The sequence below is a fragment of the Algoriphagus aquaeductus genome (genome assembly GCF_003253485.1).
GTDB classification, from domain to species: domain Bacteria; phylum Bacteroidota; class Bacteroidia; order Cytophagales; family Cyclobacteriaceae; genus Algoriphagus; species Algoriphagus aquaeductus.
On the sequence record NZ_QKTX01000026.1, the window covers coordinates 1 to 23,245 of the forward strand.

Here is a 23,245-nt window from a genome sequence, read left to right on the forward strand (position 1 = left end):
AGTTTAGAGGAGTTTCAAATATTGAATTCTTCCTTTTTAGACTCTCAAATATCTATGGCTAAAATTTTAACCTCCCCAGATAGTAAGACTGATCCGAATAAATCCCAAGGCTTAAGCAAAGTGTTTGGAGAAGTAAAAGTGAGTTTGGGGTTGAAAAATTCTTTGAGTTGAGTCAGATACAAGATTTTATTAGTAATCCCATCGAGGCAGATCTCTTTTGTGTAACTAGGATTTAAAAAGCACCCTTGAAAATTAATGATTTACAAGGGTTTGTTTAGGTGAGATTCAGAGGCCGAAGTGTAAAAATCTTTCCTGTGGACAGATTTAGTGAGGGGCCTGATAGCAGGGGAAACCGGACGACTCCAACAAAAAAAGGCTGAATTTCTTCAGCCTTTATTTTGCAGAGGAGGAGGGATTCGAATAATTGGCCTTATTTGCTTGATAAACAGCATTTTGAGAGTGGATATTGGCGATAGGTCTCGATTTTTCTTACCCGTTTTTTTTACCGAAAATTGTGATGAACGGTAAGCGAGGGGATTCGAACCCTCGGTTCTAAAGGTGGAGTGATGAAATTTAAAAGTTTTTTCAATTATTGTTTTTTTGGAAATCCTCCTTGGCTTCTATAAGGTCTAACTTAATTAATTCCCAGTATTTTCCTCTCAAGCAAATGGGATCCGGTTCATCATCTGCTCGTGAGAATTCATTGAAATTCTGAAACAATAGCTCTTTATCATGGATATAGGGATATTTCTTTTGATGAAGTTCAATCAGTTGCTCTAAGGAATACTTACATAATAATTCATGAATATCCCAGAAGTCCTTTTTTCTGCCTCCTCTTTGAATGACGTCCATTTTCATTGCAGCAATCTCCCCGATACTTGCCAGTCTTATTCCTTCTATTTCGATTGAGTTTTCAAGAAAGGGCTCCGTATGGTATACATCAAGCTTGATGCTGTTGACCGGATCCTTTCCTATCAAATAGGATTTTCCGAATCCAATAGGTGCTTTGGTAGGAGGAGAAACGTAAGGGAAATTCCGGTTTAGAAATTGATAAATTTGTTCGAAGTCAATGGTTCCGTATGGAAGATCTGAGAATAAGTCAATGTCAACAGAGAGTCGATGACCAATTTGCAAACTCAAAGATGTTCCACCTACAAGTCGGAATTCGGCAAATTGAGGATTTGATAATAGTAGGAATAAACTCTCCTTCAAGATTCCGATTACGGTATTCCAATATAGACCGGAGCTCACAGGAGATCGGATTTTGTCAAAAGTCTTTGGTCATAGAATCTTTTGATTTCAGCCTTCTCTATTTCATTACCTCGCTCTTCAATCCGTTCTATGACAAATCTCTGGTTCTTTATCCAATCAATCTTGGTGATATCGGTGTCCCAGAAAAGTGCAGGCCTGAGTTTGCTCAAATCTGGGGTTTGCTTAGAATGCATTTTTGCTTTCTCAAGCTTGATGTCATGAAATGCTTGTAAAACCATTAGCGTACCTTCCTCCATACCCAAGGCCTCCTCAATCCTAATGGCTAAAGAAGGATTCATTCCTCTTTTCCCGTTTGTAATTGCACTAAGGGTCTGAGGGTATTCACCAATAGACAAAGCAAATGGCCCTTTAGCTATGCCGCGTTTTTTGAGTTCTCGCTCAAGGTAAAGTCCTGGATGGATACCTTTGATTTGCTGTATGATTGGATTCATTGAACAAAAATAAACAAAAATGTTTATATGAAAATGTTTTCTATCTAAAGAAGTCTTTAATTGAAGTCCTGTAAATCAGAGGTTTGTGTTTTACACTTAGAGCCAGTCTACACTTTAAATTTTTTCCAGTACTCAAATCAACTTCGAAAAGGAATTATTCAATGCCTTTAGCCTGGTCTGATACGTGTCAAAGTAAAGTTTCTTGCAGGTTTCGTCCAGATAGCTCCTTTCGGTCAAATCTCTAACTTCCGATTTTGGGGTGCGGAATTCATTCAAAATTTTGGCGAGTCTGGACTTAATCAGGCCAATTTTCAAACCAAATTCCCAAAAATCATCATAGGCCAAGAAGCCATTGGCTTCGAAACTTGTGGTGTAGTAGTCATCTTTAAACAAGCCATCTTTCAGCGCTAACTCAGGATCCTTGATATGTAGCCGCGTATTGATCAAATCATACGCTGGGCTGAGGACATAGTCCCCTTGGACAGTTTCCAGTAGACTGAAATTCTTCAAATGTGCGTCTCCGTTAGAAAACAGGAAATTGAAAACGACCTGTTTGTAGAATTCTTCCAAAGCCACCGGATATGCTACTACGTACTTCTTGATCAAATCGGCAATCGCTTCGTAGCTGGAATTGTACTTGAATTCTTCTCCATCAGTTTCCTTGGTTTTGCCTGCAAGTGTTGCGAAGTCTTCGACGCCAAGCTTTTTGCCGGTTTGTAAATCAATGTCAAATCGCTTGGTCAGATAAGCAGGTTCCCCATTTCTAAAAAAGATCAAGCCATTTTCTGCTGTTTTCAAACCATAGACTTGCTTTGCAATCTGCATGGTCAGATGTTCATTAGCGGGGACCATTTCGATCCGATCCATGTCTCGGGGAATCGGTTTAAGGATGTAGGTTCCTTTTTCTCCTTCTTTGGTCAGCCTAACCGATCCTTTACCCCAAATCGCAGAAAGCTTTTCCTGGGCTCCGGAAATAGAGATTCGTTTTCTGTTTTCCAGCATCTCTTCCATTTCGGATTCGTTGGTAGGCTGGTGACTTTCGTATGGAAGAAAACAGGAAGTCTTGCGTCCACCGAAAAGTTGCCGTAGTCCTAAAGGGCTGTATTGGTCAAATCCTTTGACAAGGGTAATCGGGCAAGAGTTCAGTTTTAATTCCATGGATTAGAGTTCTTTTAGCGTGACAGCCCCGATGGTGTCGGTAGTGGAAGTTTGGAGTAACAGGGAGAAAAAGTCGTTTTCATCAATCTGTAGCCTTCTGGCTTGAAGTTTCAGGTTTACACCTTCTGAAAGCATATTGAAGAAGAACGGGAATAAATATTCTGAAACAAATTCCTTTTGAACCTTGGGAAGGGTAAGGCTGATCGAGGGCTTGGAAGGATCACTAAGCCAAGCCACGTCATAGACGAATCGATACCGTTTTGGGCTTTCTTTGATCAAAAGTCCAACTTGCTCCCCATTTCGTAAGACCGCTGCCTTTCTCATCGGTCAGTTTTTTTAAGACCAAGACTGAGCTCCAACCCCAAGACTTCTGCCAGTTGGTTAAGGATTTTCACCGAGGGGTTAAACTCACCCCTTTCCAGCTTGTAGAGCGTGTTGATACTAACCTGAGCCATCTCTGCCAAGTCAGGCTGGGTTATTCCAAGTAGCTTTCTCCGTTCCCGAATAACAGTTCCGATTTCCTCAATTGTCATTATAATGTGAATTTTATGCTAATCTAATCTTGAAATATTTGAAATCAAATATAAATCACATTATAATGTGATAAATAGTAAAAATGGAATTATAGGAGTTGTTGGTTTTCACATTAAAATTTGATTTTTAATCTGTTCGGTGATTAATGGTTCCCTTAATCATTCTATGGACATTGTTTACGAGTAAGTTCAATGTGTGTAAAAGTATATAATGCTTAAACAGGTTATCATTTAGTACATGGTGTAAGGAAAAAATCAGTACTCTGTTGATAAGAATTTAAAGATTTTGGCATGGGAAAAGTTACAGAGGATGTGAATTTGAAATATATTAAAATCAGATAATTATTTGTAAAAATATCTATTTTCAATATATTATTTTAAATTTGTGAATTTTTATTTTATATAATTCTGATTTATTTCTATTTTTATGCTGTATCTAAAACAAATATGGTCATGCGAAAAGGACAACTACACTTTAATTATCAATTTGATTCCCCTTCAACTATGGAAGGTGTGAGCAAGTATATCAACCCAGTCACTACGAATCTACTTTTTAAGGATTTCAGTGAAGAAGCACCGGATGAATCAGAGAAAATAGGAGAAATAGTTTTTGACAGGGTTTTTACAGATCATATAATTCTTGATGAAAAATATACAGTCTTTGATGTTTTTGATGAAGATTCCGATTTCTATGCTACTTATGGTTTCAAGATAACAAACGGATATGAGTACCATAAATCGCTTAAAAACAGATGGAAGGATTTGGGGTATGGTGAAACTAATTTCATCTACATATATGAATATTGGCTTAAACCCGAATTTAGAGGCCAAAAAATCATGCTAAAAGCAATTTTAGATTTGATTGATCAATTCCAACGGGGTATAAGTCTATTTGTAATTATGATTAAACCAGTTTTGGAAAGTGAGATTTTAAGGTATCCAGAGGTTAATTATGAAATTGAAAAGCATCCAATCAGGAAATATGATGAAGCGTTGTCGGAACAAAAACTAATGAACCACTTGAGTGAAATTGGCTTTGAAAAAATAGAGGGATTTTCTGATCTAATGTTTCTTAATCCCAGTGAATTAGATTTCGAGGTTTATGAGCAGTTTGAACTGTCAAAAAGAATTGAAATTGTATGAGATTCAACTTAAAATACACTTTTAGTAGTGAATTCGGTAGAAAAAAAATCTAAAATTTTTTTTCTACCCCCCGAGGCTATGCCCCTATGGTGAAGTATACCCCCCTATGTTTTGGTCAGGAAAGTCCTTTCCAATAGTCAAAACATAAAAAAATGCTTCATGAAATTTAAGTGGTATGAGCTCTACGAAGAAATTGCTCAGCTGGGTGTTATCCTTTACAATTATTTTGAACCGGAGGATCCTCGATTTCAGCTTGTTGAAAACCTCATCAAAAGCAAGATTTCGCTAAGAAGAGGCAAAAGCAAATGGGAAATCTTTGAAGGTTTGAGTAGGGAGTTGGAAATGGATAATCATGAATTGAGTAAAGAGTTATTTGGGATTCTTATCAGTATGGATTCCAAAATCAATTCTCCGTGTAGAGTCATTCATGAGTCTGTTTTAGGCTTCGAAATGCCTGTGACAGGATCATTAATACTTCAGAGAAAAGACGAAGGGAGATTCTTATTGATAAAGCCGCGCCACAGGGCTTTGGTGAAAAATGAAGAGCTCCTTTACTCAAATGCTTTTCCGAAGATATATCCGGGGATATTCTTTCACGTGAGTCAAAAGTTAGTCAAACTCGATTCGGTCGAGCATTTGCTATTGTATTATATGACGAAAGTCAAGGATTTCGAAAAGTAATTTAAAATGGCTTCTCCGCTATCGGTGGAGCCATTTCACTTTTTGTGTGGTTACGAATGTCTGGAAGGGAATTGCCCAATCGATTATTCGAAGAGCTTCTTCAGTTCCTTCTTCTTGCCGAAGCTCAATCTCAAAGCACTGTATTTCTTTCACCTCTTGTGAGGGCAAGTTGGTGGTTTCCCATGCCAGCTCATGAGTCCACCTGATCTTTTCAATCTTATCGGTAATAAGCCTTTTCTGTTGGCCAGAACAGTAATGATCAAAGGCATTTTTGGGGATTACTTTGTTGACCAGGGTTGGCTTGGGTAGTTGGCTGTACCAGACCATTTACTTCACGATCAAAAATGAAATCAATGCAAAATCCTCAATGCCTTTGATCTTTAGCTGAAATCACATCATAAAATCAAAGCACTTCAACAATCTACTTCTCTGATTTCTGTACTTGGGATCTCCCATAAAGAATTGGTATCGAATCGATATTTCATGGGCACCTTTGGTTTGAGTACCGATGTTTGACACCATAAAATCATAGCTATAACCTATAACCATTCCTGTTTCCAATTTTAATCCGACCAAAAAGATGATCGAATCCTGATTGGGTAAGCCTCTCATCCCGGGGATTCCTCTGTAGCTGAGGCCGGTTATCAGTGATTTATAAAGGAGCTGAGTTCCAACGTCAAACTGTTGGAAAGGGCCTTGTTTCTTGAAATTGGCCATGGCAGATGCCATGTTGTCAAACTTCGATCCGAAGTATTGATTGGCTCCCAATGGAATATTCCAACCGCCATGAACACTCCATTTGACCGGCAAGTAACCTAATTCGTCATCCGGATAAAAGCTGATGCCCGGTTGATTCACATGATGAAAGGAAGAACCGAGCCAGAAATTTTCATTGTTCAGCAAGGCTCCAAATCCAATGTCCAAATAGGAATAGGGATCAAAATCCGGCACATTATCTATGGTCCCAGAATTTATGCTTCGATTGAATAGGTCTACTTGATCTCCAAAAACCAAATTGTCCAAATCAGCACTTCTTCTCACCAAAGAGGCCTCGGTGCCAATCCTAAAATTCCATGATTCTGCAATTTGAAGGTTATAAGAGTAAAACGCAGATACATCCGTGGTATTTACCTTCATGTTCGTTTCCTGAAAACTGTTTACAGCAAGGCCTATCCCGCTTCTCAGATCAAAACTGTAGTGATCAAAGTAAGCGGAATACGCATTGAAGTCATGATCCAATCCAGGCCATTGTTTTCTGTAATTCAATCCAACTCTGGAAAGCTCTGTGCTTCCCGTAAGCGCAGGATTCAAATATAGGGGGGCTGCATAAAACTGCGAATAATGGAAATCCTGAGCACCAGCTTGAGTGACGACCCAAAGAATGACCGCGATTGTTCCAACAAGGTTTTTCATTTGAGTAGTAAAAAGAGGTCAGTCTGGGTTTGGGTTCTTCCGTCCAGCGTTTTGAATTTCAATTTGTAAACATAGTTACCGGGCAATCCTACAGCTTGGTTAATTTTGCCGTTCCATCCCTGGGAGTTGAGATCATCGGTGTAGAAAACAGTTTCTCCCCATTTATTGAGTACCCAAAACTCAAGTGATTCAATATTGATGAACTTGGGGAAGAAGTAATCATTGATCCCATCTCCGTTGGGAGTAAATACATTGGGCACAACCAGGTAATAATCGAATACAGAGATTTTCTTTTTGACCTCGGAAGCGCAACCAAAAATATCTGTGACTTTCAGAGTTACTTCGTATTCACCTTCAGCGGTGTAAGTATGTTTTGGATTTTCTTCAAAGCTTTCAGAACCGTCTCCAAAATCCCAGAAATAGGAGGTGATTTGGCCAAATGACTTATTCCAGAATTGAATTTCGAAATTCACCAGGTAGGAATTGTATTGCTCAAAAGCCGCAGATTCGATTTCGGCCTTAGGGATTACCTCAAGGCTTTCCACTTCGAATGATTCTTTTTTAATACAGCCCTTTCCATCAGTTACCACCACTTCATATAATCCCGGGGAGTCGGTAATCATTGTTTTTCCGTCTGGCGATATGTTCCCTCCAGACCATTTAATAGTGTAAGGCGCCACACCTCCAGTAACTGTTATTTGAACCTTTTCCTCAATCGACCTTGGATTGCACTGAACATTGGTTGATCTGAAACCTACGATGCTCAACGTTGGAGGTCTTTTGATTTCAAAAGACTGGTTGATGGAACATCCGGAAGCATCATTAACAGTCACAGCATATTGCCCTGAAGTTATCCCTGTTAAAACATCATTTGTACTTCCATTGCTCCACAGAATAGAATAGGGGGGCGTTCCACCAGTTATTCCTAAGCTGATTTCCCCGCTTTGAGTATTTATGCAATCCAGAGCGTCCGTTACTTTTGGTTCGATCTGAAGAAGTGCAGGCTCAACAATATTGAATTCACTTCGGATTATGCAGTCTGTTTCATCTCTAACGGTAACCCCATAAAATCCTGAACTCAGATTGAACAGGTTTTCAAGCTCGGCTCCGTGATCCCATCGGATGGTAGTTTTTCCCACCCCTCCTTTAAGGTTAAGTTTAATCGAGCCATCTTTTTTTCCAAAACAGGAAATTTGTTTTACTTCAGGAGTTGTCTCGAAAAGGGGAGCATCAACTATGGTAATGGTTTGAGTTCGTGTACAGCCGCTTTGGTCTGCGACCGTCAAGGTATAATCTCCCGGCCCCAGATTGTTGAAAGAGCTTTGACTTGAGCCAAATGACCAAGAGATAGTATAGGGAGGCTGCCCACCACTTACATCCAAATCAAGGGCGCCATCATTCGCTCCATAGCAACTGATGTCTGTTTTTTTATAATTGATAACTAATGCCGCAGCAGGTTCCGTTAATTGAATTCCAGAAAGAATTTTAAAGCAACCATTTGCATCGCTGATTTTTACCTCGTAAGTGCCAGCTGGAATCCCGGATAAATTTTGTGAGTTGGCTGGAATTGGATTTCCATTTCTCTTCCATTCAAATTTGTAAGGCAGGGAACTTGTTCCTCCAGAAACCGAAATATCAATTGCTCCCGACTCGTCTCCTGCACAGAGGATATTCTTGGTTGATATCACATTGGCTACAACAGGTAGTGGTTCGGTTATTTGATAGGTTTTCGAAATAGAACAACCAAACTGGTCTGAAATACTGACTTGATAGGTACCGGGATTGAGATTAGATAAATCTTTTGAGCTTGAATTGAAACCGGCAGGCCCAGTCCAGGAATAAATGAAAATTCCATTTCCTCCGGATGGGTTGAGTTTGATGAACCCATCATTCGCCCCTGAACAGCTAATACCAAATCCATTGAAATTTGAAACCTCATCGGTAATAGTAATCGAAGGATTAACAGTGATTCGGTATGTCTTTGGTACTCCTGAGCAAGTACCGCCTGAGCTGGTACTGACGCTCACCTGAAATTCAAGAGTGATCGGCTGATTGGTCGGATTAGTTAAGGTTTGCGCGGGTAGTTGATTTCCTGTGCCTGATGCTAACACCCCAGCAACCCCTTTTGGATTAACAGCCCAGGAGAAACTCGCTCCAGCCACGTCCGAGGTAAATACAACCATTTTTGAGGTACCACCAGTACAAAGCGTTTGATCGGATTCTGAGAAAATTATGGATGGAGCAGGTTGAACGGTTACCTTGAGTTCAAATGAATTTCCAGAGCAAGATCCAAGAAACGGCGTAATTGTATAAATGATATCCAGTGGAGCATTTGTAGTGTTTTGAAGTTGTTGTTTGATGGAAGTCGCGGCCTGAATTGAATTACTTGCCCCGCTGATTCCAGAAGGTGCAGCTACAGTCCAGGTAAAAGTTGATCCAGTTATATTGTTTGCGGGTTTGAAATCAAATGATTGATCGCTGCAAATCGACAGATTTTCATTAGTGTATACTGGAGCAGGATTGACCCTAATGATATATTTGGCAGGGACAACTGTGCAATTACCCTGTGAAGAATTGGAAATTAGAGCGGTATATACCACATCAATTGGCTTTCCAGTTGTATTGGTGAGGGTTTCGGCAGGGATTTGAACAGTTCCGCTTGGGGTAACTCCCACAGCTCCATTGGCTGCTGAAGTCCAAGTAAAGGTCTCTCCGGAAGGAATTGTTGTGAGATTTACCGCTTTGGTGGTTTCTCCAGAACAAATTTCCTGATTTGGAATATCGAACTGGATGATTGGAGCGGGAATTACCTTTATCTCTACCTCATCAGTAGAAATACAATTGGTCGCTTGATCTCTTACCGTCAGTTTATATACTGTAGTTTGATTGGGCTTTACTGTTGGTGTGGCTGTATTTGCCCCTGTGATAGTAGAGGTAGGTGTACTGGTCCACTGGTAGGTGTATGGCCCTGTCCCTCCTGATGCAATTCCTGTTAATTTGATTTCTTCTCCATTACATATTTCGGCATCAGGTCCAGCATTGGCTACTGGAAGCTCATTTATTGTAAAAATTTTCTCTGTGGTAGTTGATCCGCAGGAAGAGATGACTTCTAAGGTGATTTTTTTGGGTCCTGGAGTAGAGAATGTAACTGGGCCTGGATCTAAGCTTGAAGAAGTTGCAGGAACACCTCCTTCAAAGGTCCATTTGTAGGTTGGAGTACCAGAATCACAAACTCCCACGGTTGCTTTTGGAGTTATAGTTGCAGGCCCGCAGCTGTTCGGAATGCTGTTAATACTTACTGTTGGAGGCGCGGTTACAGTAATTTTTTCTTCCTTAAATACGGAACCACAGCTTGCGGCAATTGTAAGCCGGATGGTGTAAATGCCTGGATTTTTAAAAAGGAAGCTTGGGCTCTCTGAGTTTTTGTTAGAGCCTCCTGCAAATTCCCAGTCAGAGGTAGTGCCACAGGTTCCCTTTGTATATGCAACGCTCCATGTAAATGTGTTGGTATTAGTTGATCCACAGGCTCCCAAGATATTTGAAGTGTTTGTAGCCTTGATAGTGGCTGGACCACAGACTTCGGTTTTTTCTAAGGTGAAGGAGGATATGGGTTTAGGGATGACGCAAATGGTTTTTGTCGTCTCCTCTAAGCCACATTTATTTCCTGTAATTAGTTTGATAGTGTAAGTTCCAGGGGTTTGAAAAACGGGATTTATTATTTTTGATCCAGAGCTCCAAGTGTTGGGATTTGTAGCAATTGGTCTATCTCCCAATGCATTGGAAGCAAGCGTCCATCCAGTGGCAGGTGAAATTTCCCAAACAAACTTGCCCGTATCTGAACAAGACCCACTATTTGAAGCGTCAACAAACAAATCAGAAATGTTTTCAATTATCGTAGGCTGATCCACGCATACAGGTGCTTGAGGTACCTTGATTTCAGGTTCTACAGGTTCAGTCACATAAATAGGCTCAACTTGCGCTACTGAAGATTCACATGGATTTGTAGCAAGGATTTTAACAGCAAAGTAGTTTTTGAATGTTGAATTGGATAATGCTCCACATGAAGTTTTTTCATAAATATGGGTCACAGTCGCAGGAGGTGGATGAGTGAACACCTGATCAGGAGTCCCATCAGAAAATGACACTTTATAAATCGTTCCTACCGGATTATTTTCTGTACCTGTAACTGTAAATGTGAGAGGCTCACCTGTGCAGATATTTGTGTTTCCTGGGGTTGCCAGTCCCACAGCAGGATTTGAGCCAACAAAAACCCCAAATTTTCTGGTAACCGAACACCCATTTGCACTTTCTATCGTGTAGGTTACTTGATAGATCCCTCTTTTGTAAAAATGTTTTTCGGAAGCCCATTCGGTACTTATGAATAATGGACTCCCATCTCCCCAGTCAATAGTGTATTTTTTATTTGTTGATTTAGTGGTTGACTGGTTAAGGAATAGAAATTCAGTGTCTTGATTGGTACAAGAAACAAAATAGGGTAGGCCTTCAAAGTCTTTTGAGTTTTGATCACTGCCAACTTTTAAATCAGGTGTTTCCTTAATTTGAACTTGTTTGGAAGTATTTGCCGAAATTCCATTTTCTGTCACGGTCAGAGTTACAGTAAATGTCTTTGTTCCTCCCCCTACTGCGTTGAATGTGTGAGTTGGATCTTTCAAGTTAGAGATTGGTGATCCATCACCAAAATTCCAGCTATAGGTTAAGTCCGTGCCAGTAGATGTGTTAGTGAATTTTATCGGCTCATTCGCACAGACATTATTTGGTGAAAATGTAAAATCAGCTGTGGGAGCTTCATTTTGAGAATAAAGAATCGCCTGGAGAGAAGGTGCAAATCCTTGAAAAGAACCAATGGTTATCCCAACAATGAATGTTAAGAATAGCGCAAGGATGGCAATTTTTGGCAGTGAAAAATTTCTCATGCGAAAAATGGATTTAAAAAGCTTATTGTTTGAGCTCCCACGTTTTCAAAATCATGTTGAAAACTGATTGACTTTATGTTAGCCTTGGGCAAATAATCAGGTACCCGTTTAATTATAAGTCGCTCGCCAAACAGGTATTTCTTTACCCTTGGAAAAGATTCTAATTCTTCTTTTCGAAAAAACTTTCCATACGAATTTTTAAGAGCCTCAAAAATGGCATTATCAAAAAGCTTCATTAATTCCTTAAAGTGATTATAGTTGGAAGGTAGTAGAAAAAACAAGCATCTCCAACTTATCCTTTTTAGGAAGCGAACTTTGCCACTAATTGTCGTTGATTTTCAATTATGGGTAGTTTCAACCTTGATTTTTGCAGTTCATAGTTAAATTGGTTTTTGATACCGTTTATATAGAATTACTAAGACTGGTTTTTACTTTCCGCATATTCCTATATTTTTAACTGAGTTTTTCGCAATCAATTTTTGTTTCCATGCAAGCATTTGAGGTTCATAAAAAAATCGTAAAGGACTATAAAGATTACCTTAAGAGTTTCAATATCATCAAAGATCAGAGAATCAATAAGGTAGTTGATGAAGCCTTCAAGAAAGACGAATATATTCCTGAGCCTCTTATCCAATTCAATCCCTCATTCAGAAAGGCAGCATCTCTCGAAAGCTTGGTAAATGAGGGAGTTCTTCATCCGGAATTGAATCGGGTTTTTAAAGGCTTTCAACTTTACACCCATCAGGAACAGGCTATCCGAAAAGGAGCTTCAGGAAAGTCATTTATTGTTACTTCAGGAACCGGTTCTGGAAAATCACTGACTTTTTTGGGTACTATTTTCAATCATCTTTTTAGAAATCCGGGAGGAAAAGGGGTCAAGGCAATATTGGTTTATCCAATGAATGCGCTAATCAATTCCCAAGAGGAAGAGATTAAAAAGTATGCACTTAACTATGGCCCAGAATTTCCAATCACATTCAGAAAATATACAGGCCAAGAATCATCTAAGGATAAAGAGGAAGTAGAGTCTGATCTTCCTGATATTCTGCTCACTAACTACATGATGCTGGAGCTCCTACTTACCCGAGGGAAAGAAGAGTCAATCCGGAAATCCATTGCTCAAAACCTGCAATTCTTGGTTTTTGATGAGTTGCACACCTACCGAGGGAGGCAAGGTGCAGACGTTTCTATTTTGATCCGTAGATTGAAATCCTTATGTGCCCATGAAGTAATCTCCATTGGTACTTCTGCAACCATGGCATCAGGTGATCACATTGCTGATGAGAAGCAAGTTGTAGCCGATGTGGCAACCGAGATTTTCGGAGAAAAATTTGAGACGGATCAAATTATAGGTGAGACACTGGAAACCGTAACGGATCTTTCTTGTAAGCTGCCGGCACCGCTGGATTTACAGGAAGTGATGACAAGAGAGGTTGACAAAAATGAGTCTGAGGAAGACTTTAGAAAGCATCCCTTCGCGATCTGGTTGGAACGTGAAATTGCCTTGTTCTTTAACTCTGACGGAACGATAAAAAGGGCTAAACCTAAGTCCCTGAAGGAAATTGTGGCTAAGCTTTGTCAAGCATCAAAAATCGAAGATGAAGAACGATGTTTGGAGTATTTGAAAAAGTTCTTTGAATGGTCAGAGGCATTGAACATTAAGAATTCCTCTAATCGCCAATCTTTCCTGCCTTTCAAAATTCATCAATTTATTTCCCAAACAGGGAATGTCTATGTCACCCTGAATTCTCGGAAATGCAGAGAAATCACCTTGGAGGATGGACGATACATCAAAGAGGGAGATGAAGACCGTTACATCTTTCCTGTTTTATTTAGCCGATATTCCGGAGTGGATTTTATCTGTGTGAAAAAGAATTTTTCTGAAGGGAAATTTGAACCTCGTGAACCGGATTCTTTACCTGAAAAAATCACCAAAGACAGTCTGAAAGGAGACAAAGAAGAAGGACGGAGTAAACGGATTCTGAAAGAAAGTGACTTTGAACAGGGATACCTGATCCTCCCTGAGAAGGATGAAGAATTATGGAATTCTGATATGATCGATTCTCTACCAGATACTTGGTGGAAAGAAAAAAAGGGAGTGATCACCCTTGATAATTTTTACGAATTTCGGGTTCCTCAAAAGGTCTATTTCAATTCGGACGGCCGATTTTCAAATGATCCGGAAGCAGGGCTGGATTTGACTGGTTGGTTTGTATCGGCTCCCATGCTTTATGATCCAACATGCGGAGTGGTTTATGATCCAAGGACCCGAGAAAACACCAAATTGATGAAGGTGGGAAATGTAGGGAAGAGTACAGCTACCACTATTTCCACATTCAGTATCCTCAAAGCTCAATATGATCAAAAGGTCAAAGTCTCGGATCAAAAAGTAATGAGCTTTACGGATAATCGTCAAGATGCTTCCCTTCAGACAGGTCATTTCAACGACTTCCTGATGATCGGGCGTTTGAGATCTTCCATTTACCGGGCTCTGAAAACTTCAGAAAATCAAATGCTCCACATGGATACCATATCAACAGCGGTATTCAAAGAGTTGAAATTGGCAGAGGCAGATTATGCTCGAAATCCTTCCTCAAATCCTAAATGGCCAGATGAGGAAAATGAAAAGGCTTTGATTGATTTTCTCAAAGTCAGAATTCTCTATGACCTAAGAAGAGGTTGGAGATATAATACCCCTAACCTTGAGCAGTGTGGACTTTTGGATATCACCTATTCACGACTTCAGGAATACTGTGAAGAAGCATCATTTTTTGAGAGAGACGAGTTATTGTCCATCATGTCTCCTGCTGAGCGACAGAACTTTGTACTTCAGGTTTTAAATTATTTCCGTACAGCCTATGCATTTAATTACTACCTGCTGGATGAGGATAAGCGTCAAGTCTTGGAGGAACGACTTAAGCAAAAGCTGAACTCAAACAGTGAATGGTCATTAGAACAGGATGAGCGTTTGGAGAGACCTCCGGTTTTGGTTTATGAGCGAATAGGTAAAATCAAGAAGGGCGTTTATACCGAAAGTATTGGTCCTACCAGTAACTTGGGCAAATACATCAAAAGGGTATTTGCCAAAAAAGCCCTTCCTCCGATCAAAGGTTCTGACTTAGGGGAGTACATTAAAAAACTCTGCAAGACGCTTCAAGACGGCCATTTCCTTTCCTCGGTTGAGATTCAAGGGGAAAAAGGCAAGACGTTTGGCTATCAGCTAAAGGTGGATAAAATCATCTGGAAGCTGGGTGATGGAGAAAACGTACTTACAGATGAGGTCAGAATCAATATGACCGGGGAAGAATTGAAGATTAAGCCTAATCATTATTTCAAACTATTCTACCAGCAGGATTTCAAGTTATTCGACAAATTTTTCAGAGCTTCCGAGCATACTGGTCAGATTTCTTCATCAGATCGAATTGAGCGTGAGGATAAGTTTCGATCTGGTGAAATCTCTGCTTTGTATTGCTCACCAACCATGGAACTGGGTATTGACATCGCCAATCTGAATATTGTCCACATGCGAAATGTGCCGCCAAACCCGGCTAATTACGCTCAACGAAGCGGACGTGCAGGAAGAAGTGGACAGACAGCTTTGGTGTTTACCTATTGTTCTAACACCTCACCACATGATCGACACTTTTTCAAGAATTCGATCGACATGGTCGCAGGCTCGGTGAAGGCTCCACGGATTGATTTGCTCAATGAAGAGCTGATCATCAGTCATTTTAATGCCTATATCTTCATGCATCTTGGACTGACTTCCATCAACAGTTCAGTTCGGGATTTCTTGGATTTGGAAGAGAAAAAAAGCTTACCCATTAAATCCAAAATTGCAGATCATTTCAAAGATCAAAAACTCAACTTCCAATCCGTCTGGATTGAGGGATTCAAGAAAGTAATTAATGATAAATACGAGAAACTATCTGAATCAAAATGGTTTGGAGATGAGTGGCTTCAGGTAAGAGCAAACCAGTTTTTTTCTGACTTAGACCGAAGCTTTGACCGTTGGCGAACCTTGTTCAGGAATGCAACCAAAATGGTGGAAAAAGCCACTGCGGTAATGAATGATCCTACTTATGGAAGGGAAAGCAAGGAGTCTCGGGAAGCTAACAGGCTCTTGAATATTGGCCGAAGACAACGCGATTTATTGCTCAACGAACAGCAGGGAGGATTCAGGAATGACTCCGAATTTTATGTCTATCGCTACTTGGCAGCGGAAGGATTCTTACCGGGATACAATTTCACAAGACTTCCTGTCCGGGCATTTATCGGAAAGCGAAGTCAGGACGAAGGCACATTCATTTCCAGACCTCGATTTATCGCCCTGAAAGAATTTGGCCCGGGGAACTTGATCTATCACAATGGTGGGAAGTTTAGAGTAACCCGAATGCAGCTGTCGGATTCAGATGCCAGATTGGAGAAGATTAAGATTTCCACTAAGACTGGATATGCATGGCTGGGGGAAGAGGGGACAGCCATAAATAATGACCCAATTACCCATGAAGCATTAAAAGGTCAGACCAATGCCCAGACGTATTCGAATATCCTGGAATTGGTAGAATCGGATACTTGGCCACAGGAAAGGATATCCTCTGAAGAAGAGGAAAGACTTTCATCAGGGTATGAAATCGAGCAATATTTCAACTATCCCAAAGGAATCGAATCCACTCAAAAGACCATACTCAAGGCCTCAGGAGCAGATTTGATGAATATTTTATTCTGCCCTGCAACGCAACTCATTCAGGTAAACAAAAAATGGAGATCCTCCAAAGAGGAGGAAGAGGAAGAATCTGGATTCCTGATCGGGAGAGTAAGCGGTAAGTGGTTGAAAAAGTCGGATTTGGAACTTAAAGAAGATCGCGAAAAGGATCCATCAAGCTATATCCACCTTTATACTACTGATACAGCCGATTCCCTGTATTTGCAGCCTATAGAAGCTTTGGGTTTGGATGAGGATGGAGTAATCTCTTTGACATTTGCCTTGAAGCGGGCCATCGAGCAGGTATTCCAGATTGAGGAATCAGAAGTGGGCGTTTGGTTTATGGGAAGTAAGGAGTCTCCCAATATCCTTGTCTATGAAGCTGCAGAGGGTAGCCTTGGCATCCTTTCTCAAATTACCCAAGATCCGGAAAGACTCAAAGAGGTATTTCGGGTAGCTTACCAACTGATGCACTTTGATCTGGAAACCAAAGCAGATCTTGCGCCTGACAAGCCAAAGGCGAGCTACGATGATTTGCTATCCTATTACAATCAGCGCTACCATGAGAAATTAAATCGACATAGTATTCGAGCCGCTTTGGAAAGATTGATGATCTGTGAGGTGGACAATACCGGTTCAGGTAATAGTGGTCATTCAGATAGGGATGGTCATTATCAGGAATTGATCGCGAGGTATGACAAAAACTCAGAACTGGAGCGAAAGCTGATCGAATACCTTTATTCCAATGATTACATCCTTCCTGACAAAGCTCAGGTCAATCTGAGTAAGCAGCTTGGCTTTTATATCAGTGCAGACTTTGTGTTTTTGAACACCGATAAAACCATCAAATCAGTCATCTTCTGCGATGGTTCGGTGCATGATCGTGATCAAGTCAGGGAAGATGACAACCATAAGCGGACCATATTGAAAGATACTGGAATAGATGTGATTGAGTGGCATTACACCGAATCTGTTGCAGATTTGGTCAATCGTAGAAAAGACGTTTTTAGAAGATTATGATAGTGAAAGAAAAGCCGTCTCCCGGGAAACTGATCTCTCTTCGAGGAAGAGAATGGGTGGTGCTTCCTACGGATGATGAGGAAATATTGAAAGTGAAACCATTGGGGGGCTCTGACGATGAGGCAACGGGGATTTATTTGCCGTTGATGGTCCCTGAAGATCATTGGAAAGAAGCCACTTTTCCAAGGCCTGAAAGCGGTGACTTGGGCGATTTTGAGACAGCCAAATTACTTTTTGAGGCATCAAGACTTTCATTCCGAAATGCCAGTGGGCCTTTCCGTGCCATGGGTAAGCTTTCTTTCCGGCCAAGATCCTACCAGATAGTTCCGCTGGTCATGGCGCTTAAGCAGGATGTAGTTCGCCTTCTGATTGCGGATGATGTCGGGATCGGTAAGACGGTAGAAGCACTGATCATTCTTCGAGAACTAATCGAGCGGGGTGAAATCAAACGATTTGCGGTAATCTGCCAGCCCCATCTGTGCGAGCAATGGCAGAAGGAACTCAAGGACAAATTGGATATGGATGCCGAAATCATCCGAAGCAGTACGGTTTCGTCCTTGGAGCGAAAGCTGGTCAATTCAGACAGCATCTTCAAGGCTTTTCCCTATCAGGTGATCTCCATTGACTACCTGAAAAACGACCGCAGAAAACCCATTTTCCTGAATGACTGTCCTGAATTCCTGATAGTGGATGAGGCGCACACGGCTACCAAACCTGCCGGAGCGAGTTCACCATCCCAGCAGCAACGCTATCATTTGCTTCATGATTTGGCGAAAAATCCCAATCGGCACATGATCCTGCTCACTGCAACTCCCCACAGCGGGAAGGATGAAGAATTTCAATCCTTGTTGGGTTTGCTTCGCCCAGACTTCGAAAAGCTCGCCATGGACAATTTGGAGCAAAAACATAAGGAGCAAATTGCCAAGCATTTCATTCAGAGAAAGCGGGAGCAAATTCGCAAATGGTTGGGAGAAGATACTCCATTTCCTAATCGTGATACACGCGAAATTGCATATCAGCTGTCGCTCGATTACAAATACTTTTTCAATGAAGCCCAAAATTTTGCCCGAGGACTGACCAAAGGAGCAGAGGAGCACAAAGGTCTGAAAGGGAAATACTGGGCAGCTTTGGCACTGCTCAGAGGAATCATGTCCTCTCCGGCAGCCGGATTAGAAATGCTTCAGGGAAGAATCAACCGATCCACAGAAGAGGATGGAGTTGCCTACGAGGAGAACCCGGTGATCGAGCGACTGGAAGAAGATACCGATTCCACTCAAATGGAACTTCTGGAGCAGGCAGGTCTTGCCCAATCCGAGGTGGAAATTCTTAAAAGTCTCGCCTCCGATCTTGAAAAGCTCTCAGGAATCAAGCAGGATCTCAAAGTAGCTGAAGCCCTAAATCAGGTCAAGACACTTCTCAAAGGAGGATTTAACCCTATCATATTCTGTAAATACATCGCCACAGCTAAGTATGTGGCAGAGGTACTTCGAAGTGAGCTTCCAAAAAGTATCGAGATTCAAGCCATCACTTCTGAGCTTCCTGATGAGCAACGCAAGGAAAAGATTGAAGCCATGGGCCAATCTGAGAAACGGATTTTGGTGGCTACGGACTGCCTGAGTGAAGGGATCAATTTGCAGGATCAGTTCAATGCGGTGCTGCATTACGACCTCCCTTGGAATCCCAACCGACTCGAACAGCGGGAAGGCCGGGTGGACCGATTTGGTCAAAATAGTCCTGAAGTCAAGACATGGTTACTATGGGGAGAGGATAATCCCATCGATGCAATTGTACTGAAAGTCTTGATTCGAAAGGTACGCGATATCCAAAAGTCCACCGGAGTATCCATCAGCCTGGGTGAAGACAATCGGTCTATTATGGATGCGGTATTGAATGAGGTTCTTCTTGATCCTCAAAAGGCGCTCAAGGTAAGCCAAACCAGCATTGACTTTGGTCCGGATTACCATCAGGCGATGATCACCCGAGAACTGGAAGCTGCCAAGGAGAAAGCCAAAAATCTCCGAAGCATTTTTGCTCACATGGCTATTCCTCAGGAAGAGATCGAAAATGATTTGAAATCTGTAGATGAGGCCATTGGGGATATCAAGTCTGTTGAAACGCTTGTGCTAAACGGAATCACGCATATGGGTGGAAGTGTACAATCTGATGGAGAAGGCTATAAAATTTTCCTTCAAAACCTTCCAGCGCATCTCAGAGAAACCCTCGGAACGAAAACGGATTACAGGGTGAGTTTCTATTCTCCCACCCCGGAAGGTTATCGCTACATCGGCCGAAATCACAAGTTTACCGAGCAGCTCTGCCAGTTCCTGTTGGCCTTGGCATTTGAGCAAAAGGGAGACTACGGGAAGGTGGCAAGATCATCGGTCATTCAATCCGATCGTGTGCAGGTTCAGACCACAGTCATCCAGTTTCGGGTCAGGAATGTGATCAAAGAAGTTCAGAGCAAAGTGGAAAACATCTCCGAGGAAATGTACCTCTGGGGCTTTGAAGGCAGTTCCTCCCAGGGGAATACCCTGACTTATGAGGTCTGTAAAAGCCTGCTCTTTGAAGCGGAAAGTATCCAAAATCTTTCTTTGGAGCGACAGCAGGATGTATTCCAAAATCAGGTAAAGCTTTTTGATGAGAAGCTGGATCAGTTTAAGCAGGTAGCGGAAGATCGGGCAGTAAAGCTGGTCGAAGCGCATGGCCGATTTAAGACCTTGGTAGGTGGTAAACGCTACGAAGCAGTGCATCCGATTTTGCCCCCTGATATTTTGGGAGTCTATGTCTTCCTGCCTCAACCCAAGAAAATTACATTAGACTGAGATGGCGCTTCCGATCAACATAGCTGATTTGATTCAAGGTCGTGCCGTCGAGTCCGATAGGATCGAGTATAAGCAAGGCTGGAATCCCGGGCCTATCTACCGTTCGATTTGCGCTTTTGCCAATGACTTCGACGACATCGGGGGAGGCTATATCCTTGTGGGAATTGCTGAGGAGAATGGCCGACCTGTCTTGCCTCCAGTGGGTCTAAATGACGATGAGATCGATGGGATACTCAAGGAAATGGTCTCCTTCAACAATCTGATCAATCCTGCCCATCATCCCAAAATCAGCGTAGAAGAAGTTCAGTCCAAAAAGATCCTGGTGATTTGGGCGTTTGCCGGCGACAACAGACCCTACGAGGTGCCGGATGAAATCAAGGCCAAGGAAAAGAAATACAATTACTACATCCGTTACGGTTCCAGTTCGGTCAAGCCCAGCAAAAGCCAAAGGGAAGAACTGATTGCCCTCAGTGGAAAGACGCCATTTGATGATCGACCCAATACACAGGTAAGCTTTGATGAGATCTCCCTGACCTTGCTGCGGGATTACCTGCGAAAGGTGGAAAGTAAGCTTCTGGACTCCATGGATTCCTTGACCAAGGAACAGCTGCTCTCTCAGATGCAATTGCTGTACGGGCCGCCGAAAAGACGTCATCCCAGGAATGTCGCCCTGATGATGTTTACCGATAATCCGGAGAAATACTTCCCCTATTCCCGGGTGGAAATTGTCCATTTCCCGAACGGAGAGGCAGACCCGGAGTTTTTTGAGGCTCCGAATATTTCCGGAACGGTGGATTATATGATCACCCGAACCCTGGACTACCTTCGGATTAATGTATTGAAGCAAATGACCCGTAAGATCAAAGGTCAAGCGGAGTCAGTCCGTGTTTGGAACTATCCCTATGAAGCACTGGAAGAAGTAATCGCCAATGCGCTGTATCATCGGGACTACTTGACCCGCGAACCGGTTGAGATCAGGGTTTATCCCGATAAGTTGATCATACTGAATTATGGTGGCCCTGATCGTAGTATCAAGCTAACCGAGTTTCAAAAGGGCAGTGTATTTCCGAGAAGGTATCGAAACAGAAGATTGGGTGATTTTCTGAAAGAGCTTGATCTCACCGAAGGGAAAGCCACGGGAATTCCGACCATCCGAAGGGTAATGCAAACGAATGGTTCACCCATGCCGGAATTTCTAACCGATGAGGAACGGAGTTTCTTTCAGGCAAACCTCCCTGTTCACCCATGGTTTTTGGAAGACAGGTTGGAGATCAAAGATCAAATCGAACAGCAATCTGACCACACAATAGGTGGTCCAATAGGTAGTCCAAAAGGTGGTCCAATAAATAGTCTAATCCATTTGACTGAACGGCAGGCACAGATTCTGGATTTGTTGAAAAACAATCCCGACTTGACCAAGCGAAGGATTGCCGTGCTGCTCGATATCAACGTTTCAACGGCGCAGGAGCACCTCAATGGCTTAAAAAGACTGGGGGTTATAGTGCGTATAGGCGGAAAAAGGGGCTTTTGGCAAATTATGGAGATTTTAGGGCAGCGCGAGGATGATGCTAAGAAAGTGGAAGGCCCCCATACAATACCCATACAAAACCCCATACAATCAGGCGATGAACCCGGCATAATGCCCCATCCAAAACCCACCCAAAAACCCACCCAATCAGGTAATGAACCCGGCATAATACCCCATACAATACCCGGCATAATCGACCTGCCCGAGAAGCAAAAGGAACTATTGGAATACTTGCTTGAAAACCCCAAGTCTTCGATCAAGGCAATATCCGAGCAATTGAATATTCATTTCTCTACGGTAAGAGAACATATAGATAAGCTCAAGGAAAAAGGCGTATTGAAGCGGGAGGGAGGTACTCGAGGTTATTGGCGAGTAACTACCAATGATCCTGAATGAGTTCGGAAGAAATCAAATTCAGTTCGGAATAAATAGTCAAAAAGTTCGGAGTAAAGTTCGGAGTAAAAACAACCCAAAATGACACAGATCATACAACAACTTGGTAAAGACCTGGAGGAAGACCTGAAAAAAGCCCGTGAGATATGGGTGGCTGTTGCGATGATTTCCAAGAAAGGAATGAATTTTTTGACTAAGTCAATGACGGACGCAAAAGTCAATATCGTTGTTGGCATTGATTTGCCTACTCCCCCGGATGTTTTGGATGAGCTATATGATCTCGATCAAAATTCCAACCAATGGAATGTATGGCTCAAGGATAAGGGCTATTTCCATCCAAAAGTCTATGTTTTGAAGTTTTTCAATGGAAGGTTTGCTGCTTATGTGGGTTCGGGAAACCTTACATGGGGAGGATTGCATGACCATCATGAAATTGGGGTTCGGCTAACTGACCAAGAGGCATGTTCAAATCTCATTGAAATATTTCATGATTACTGTGAATCCACAGAAAGCATCAAGTTGACAGAGAAATGGCTAATTGATTATCGGAATAAATTCGTTTTGAGATCAGAGTGGCTTAAGAAAAATGAAATTCAGAATGAAGAATTGAAAGCTTCGGCAAGGACTACTTCGCAACGAGAGAAAAACTTGGAAATAGAATCAAGCTTGAGGAGAAAGTTTGTCAAGGATTTGACCGCCTACAAAAACAAAAATTATTACACTGAAACAGTTCAGTGGAGAAAGGGAAAATTGGTTGAGCTAAGAAAATCAGTTGATTGCCCTAAGTTCGAAAATGTCGATTTGGATTCCTTCTATAAAATAAAAACGATGGGAAGTTTTAGACAAACCTATAAGGCAGGTATTAAGTCTGAAATGGAGAAATTCAAAAAAATGCTTCATTATTTATCCGATAGCCAAGTTGACCTTTCAGAAAGATTTGATGCGGCATACGATGGCGATCTAAAAATCAAAGGAATTAGCTCTGCCTTTATCTCAAAGATTCTCACTATTTGCGACCCGATAAACTGTTGGGTTGAAAATGAAAAATCCAGAAGTACCTTGGCCAACTACGATGTAACGCTTCCAAAAGGAATGACCCCCGGCCAAAAATACAAGGCAAAAGCCCTCTTCTTGAAGAGTGTATGCGAAGAAGCAGGCATTCCAGATATGACCATTCTGGATGCATTTTTATACGACAACGCTGAATAAATA

Annotated in this window: 15 protein-coding genes; 6 read left to right on the forward strand and 9 right to left on the reverse strand. The window is 41.7% G+C overall.

Translation table 11 applies throughout. The features are described 5' to 3' along the window. Positions 1–585 precede the first annotated feature (585 nt). The 5 genes from CLV31_RS20875 to CLV31_RS20895 form a co-directional block, all read right to left on the reverse strand. Positions 586–1,251 carry a nucleotidyl transferase AbiEii/AbiGii toxin family protein gene (locus CLV31_RS20875; RefSeq protein WP_111395032.1) on the reverse strand — a complete coding sequence of 222 codons (666 nt, stop codon included), beginning with the start codon at positions 1,249–1,251 and terminating at the stop codon, positions 586–588. Then, the gene (locus CLV31_RS20880; protein WP_111395033.1) at positions 1,248–1,703 is read right to left on the reverse strand and encodes a helix-turn-helix transcriptional regulator; all 456 of its coding nucleotides are present in this window, start codon (positions 1,701–1,703) and stop codon (positions 1,248–1,250) included. Before CLV31_RS20880 ends, CLV31_RS20875 begins: the two co-directional genes overlap by 4 nt. A gap of 132 nt (positions 1,704–1,835) precedes the next feature. Continuing rightward, positions 1,836–2,861: a type II toxin-antitoxin system HipA family toxin gene (locus CLV31_RS20885; RefSeq protein ID WP_111395034.1), complete on the reverse strand. Its 1,026-nt coding sequence runs from the start codon at positions 2,859–2,861 to the stop codon at positions 1,836–1,838. Between the two features lie 3 nt (positions 2,862–2,864). Next, a complete protein-coding gene (locus CLV31_RS20890) occupies positions 2,865–3,185 on the reverse strand; it encodes a HipA N-terminal domain-containing protein (protein WP_111395035.1) in 321 nt (106 codons plus the stop codon). Beyond that, positions 3,182–3,394 carry a helix-turn-helix domain-containing protein gene (locus CLV31_RS20895; protein ID WP_111395036.1) on the reverse strand — a complete coding sequence of 71 codons (213 nt, stop codon included), beginning with the start codon at positions 3,392–3,394 and terminating at the stop codon, positions 3,182–3,184. Before CLV31_RS20895 ends, CLV31_RS20890 begins: the two co-directional genes overlap by 4 nt. 453 nt (positions 3,395–3,847) lie before the next feature. On the opposite strand from CLV31_RS20895, the gene CLV31_RS20900 reads away from it, so the two are divergent. Both CLV31_RS20900 and CLV31_RS20905 read left to right on the forward strand, forming a co-directional pair. Next, positions 3,848–4,537 carry a hypothetical protein gene (locus CLV31_RS20900; protein ID WP_146250952.1) on the forward strand — a complete coding sequence of 230 codons (690 nt, stop codon included), beginning with the start codon at positions 3,848–3,850 and terminating at the stop codon, positions 4,535–4,537. Between the two features lie 159 nt (positions 4,538–4,696). Continuing rightward, positions 4,697–5,218 carry a hypothetical protein gene (locus CLV31_RS20905; protein WP_111395038.1) on the forward strand — a complete coding sequence of 174 codons (522 nt, stop codon included), beginning with the start codon at positions 4,697–4,699 and terminating at the stop codon, positions 5,216–5,218. Positions 5,219–5,236: 18 nt separating this feature from the next. Here CLV31_RS20905 and CLV31_RS22315 read toward each other — a convergent pair whose 3' ends face one another. From CLV31_RS22315 to CLV31_RS20925, 4 genes are all read right to left on the reverse strand, one after another. Further along, positions 5,237–5,545 carry a DUF4391 domain-containing protein gene (locus tag CLV31_RS22315; protein WP_111395039.1) on the reverse strand — a complete coding sequence of 103 codons (309 nt, stop codon included), beginning with the start codon at positions 5,543–5,545 and terminating at the stop codon, positions 5,237–5,239. 63 nt (positions 5,546–5,608) lie between these two features. Then, the gene (locus tag CLV31_RS20915) at positions 5,609–6,631 is read right to left on the reverse strand and encodes a PorP/SprF family type IX secretion system membrane protein (RefSeq protein WP_111395040.1); all 1,023 of its coding nucleotides are present in this window, start codon (positions 6,629–6,631) and stop codon (positions 5,609–5,611) included. Continuing rightward, positions 6,628–11,565, reverse strand: a complete 4,938-nt coding sequence (locus CLV31_RS20920; protein WP_111395041.1) for a PKD domain-containing protein — start codon at positions 11,563–11,565, stop codon at positions 6,628–6,630. Before CLV31_RS20920 ends, CLV31_RS20915 begins: the two co-directional genes overlap by 4 nt. Further along, positions 11,562–11,801 carry a hypothetical protein gene (locus CLV31_RS20925; RefSeq protein ID WP_111395042.1) on the reverse strand — a complete coding sequence of 80 codons (240 nt, stop codon included), beginning with the start codon at positions 11,799–11,801 and terminating at the stop codon, positions 11,562–11,564. Before CLV31_RS20925 ends, CLV31_RS20920 begins: the two co-directional genes overlap by 4 nt. 251 nt (positions 11,802–12,052) lie before the next feature. Here CLV31_RS20925 and CLV31_RS20930 point away from each other — a divergent pair, with 251 nt between their 5' ends. The 4 genes from CLV31_RS20930 (at position 12,053) to CLV31_RS20945 (ending at position 23,242) form a co-directional block, all read left to right on the forward strand. Further along, entirely contained in the window at positions 12,053–17,290 is a 5,238-nt protein-coding gene (locus CLV31_RS20930) for a DEAD/DEAH box helicase (protein ID WP_111395043.1), read from the forward strand. Continuing rightward, positions 17,287–20,112, forward strand: a complete 2,826-nt coding sequence (locus tag CLV31_RS20935; RefSeq protein ID WP_111395044.1) for a helicase-related protein — start codon at positions 17,287–17,289, stop codon at positions 20,110–20,112. Before CLV31_RS20930 ends, CLV31_RS20935 begins: the two co-directional genes overlap by 4 nt. Position 20,113: 1 nt before the next feature. Next, positions 20,114–22,036 carry an RNA-binding domain-containing protein gene (locus CLV31_RS20940; protein WP_111395045.1) on the forward strand — a complete coding sequence of 641 codons (1,923 nt, stop codon included), beginning with the start codon at positions 20,114–20,116 and terminating at the stop codon, positions 22,034–22,036. Positions 22,037–22,114: 78 nt separating this feature from the next. Continuing rightward, on the forward strand, positions 22,115–23,242 hold the full coding sequence (locus tag CLV31_RS20945; RefSeq protein ID WP_111395046.1) for a restriction endonuclease PLD domain-containing protein: 1,128 nt from the start codon (positions 22,115–22,117) through the stop codon (positions 23,240–23,242). Positions 23,243–23,245 lie beyond the last annotated feature (3 nt).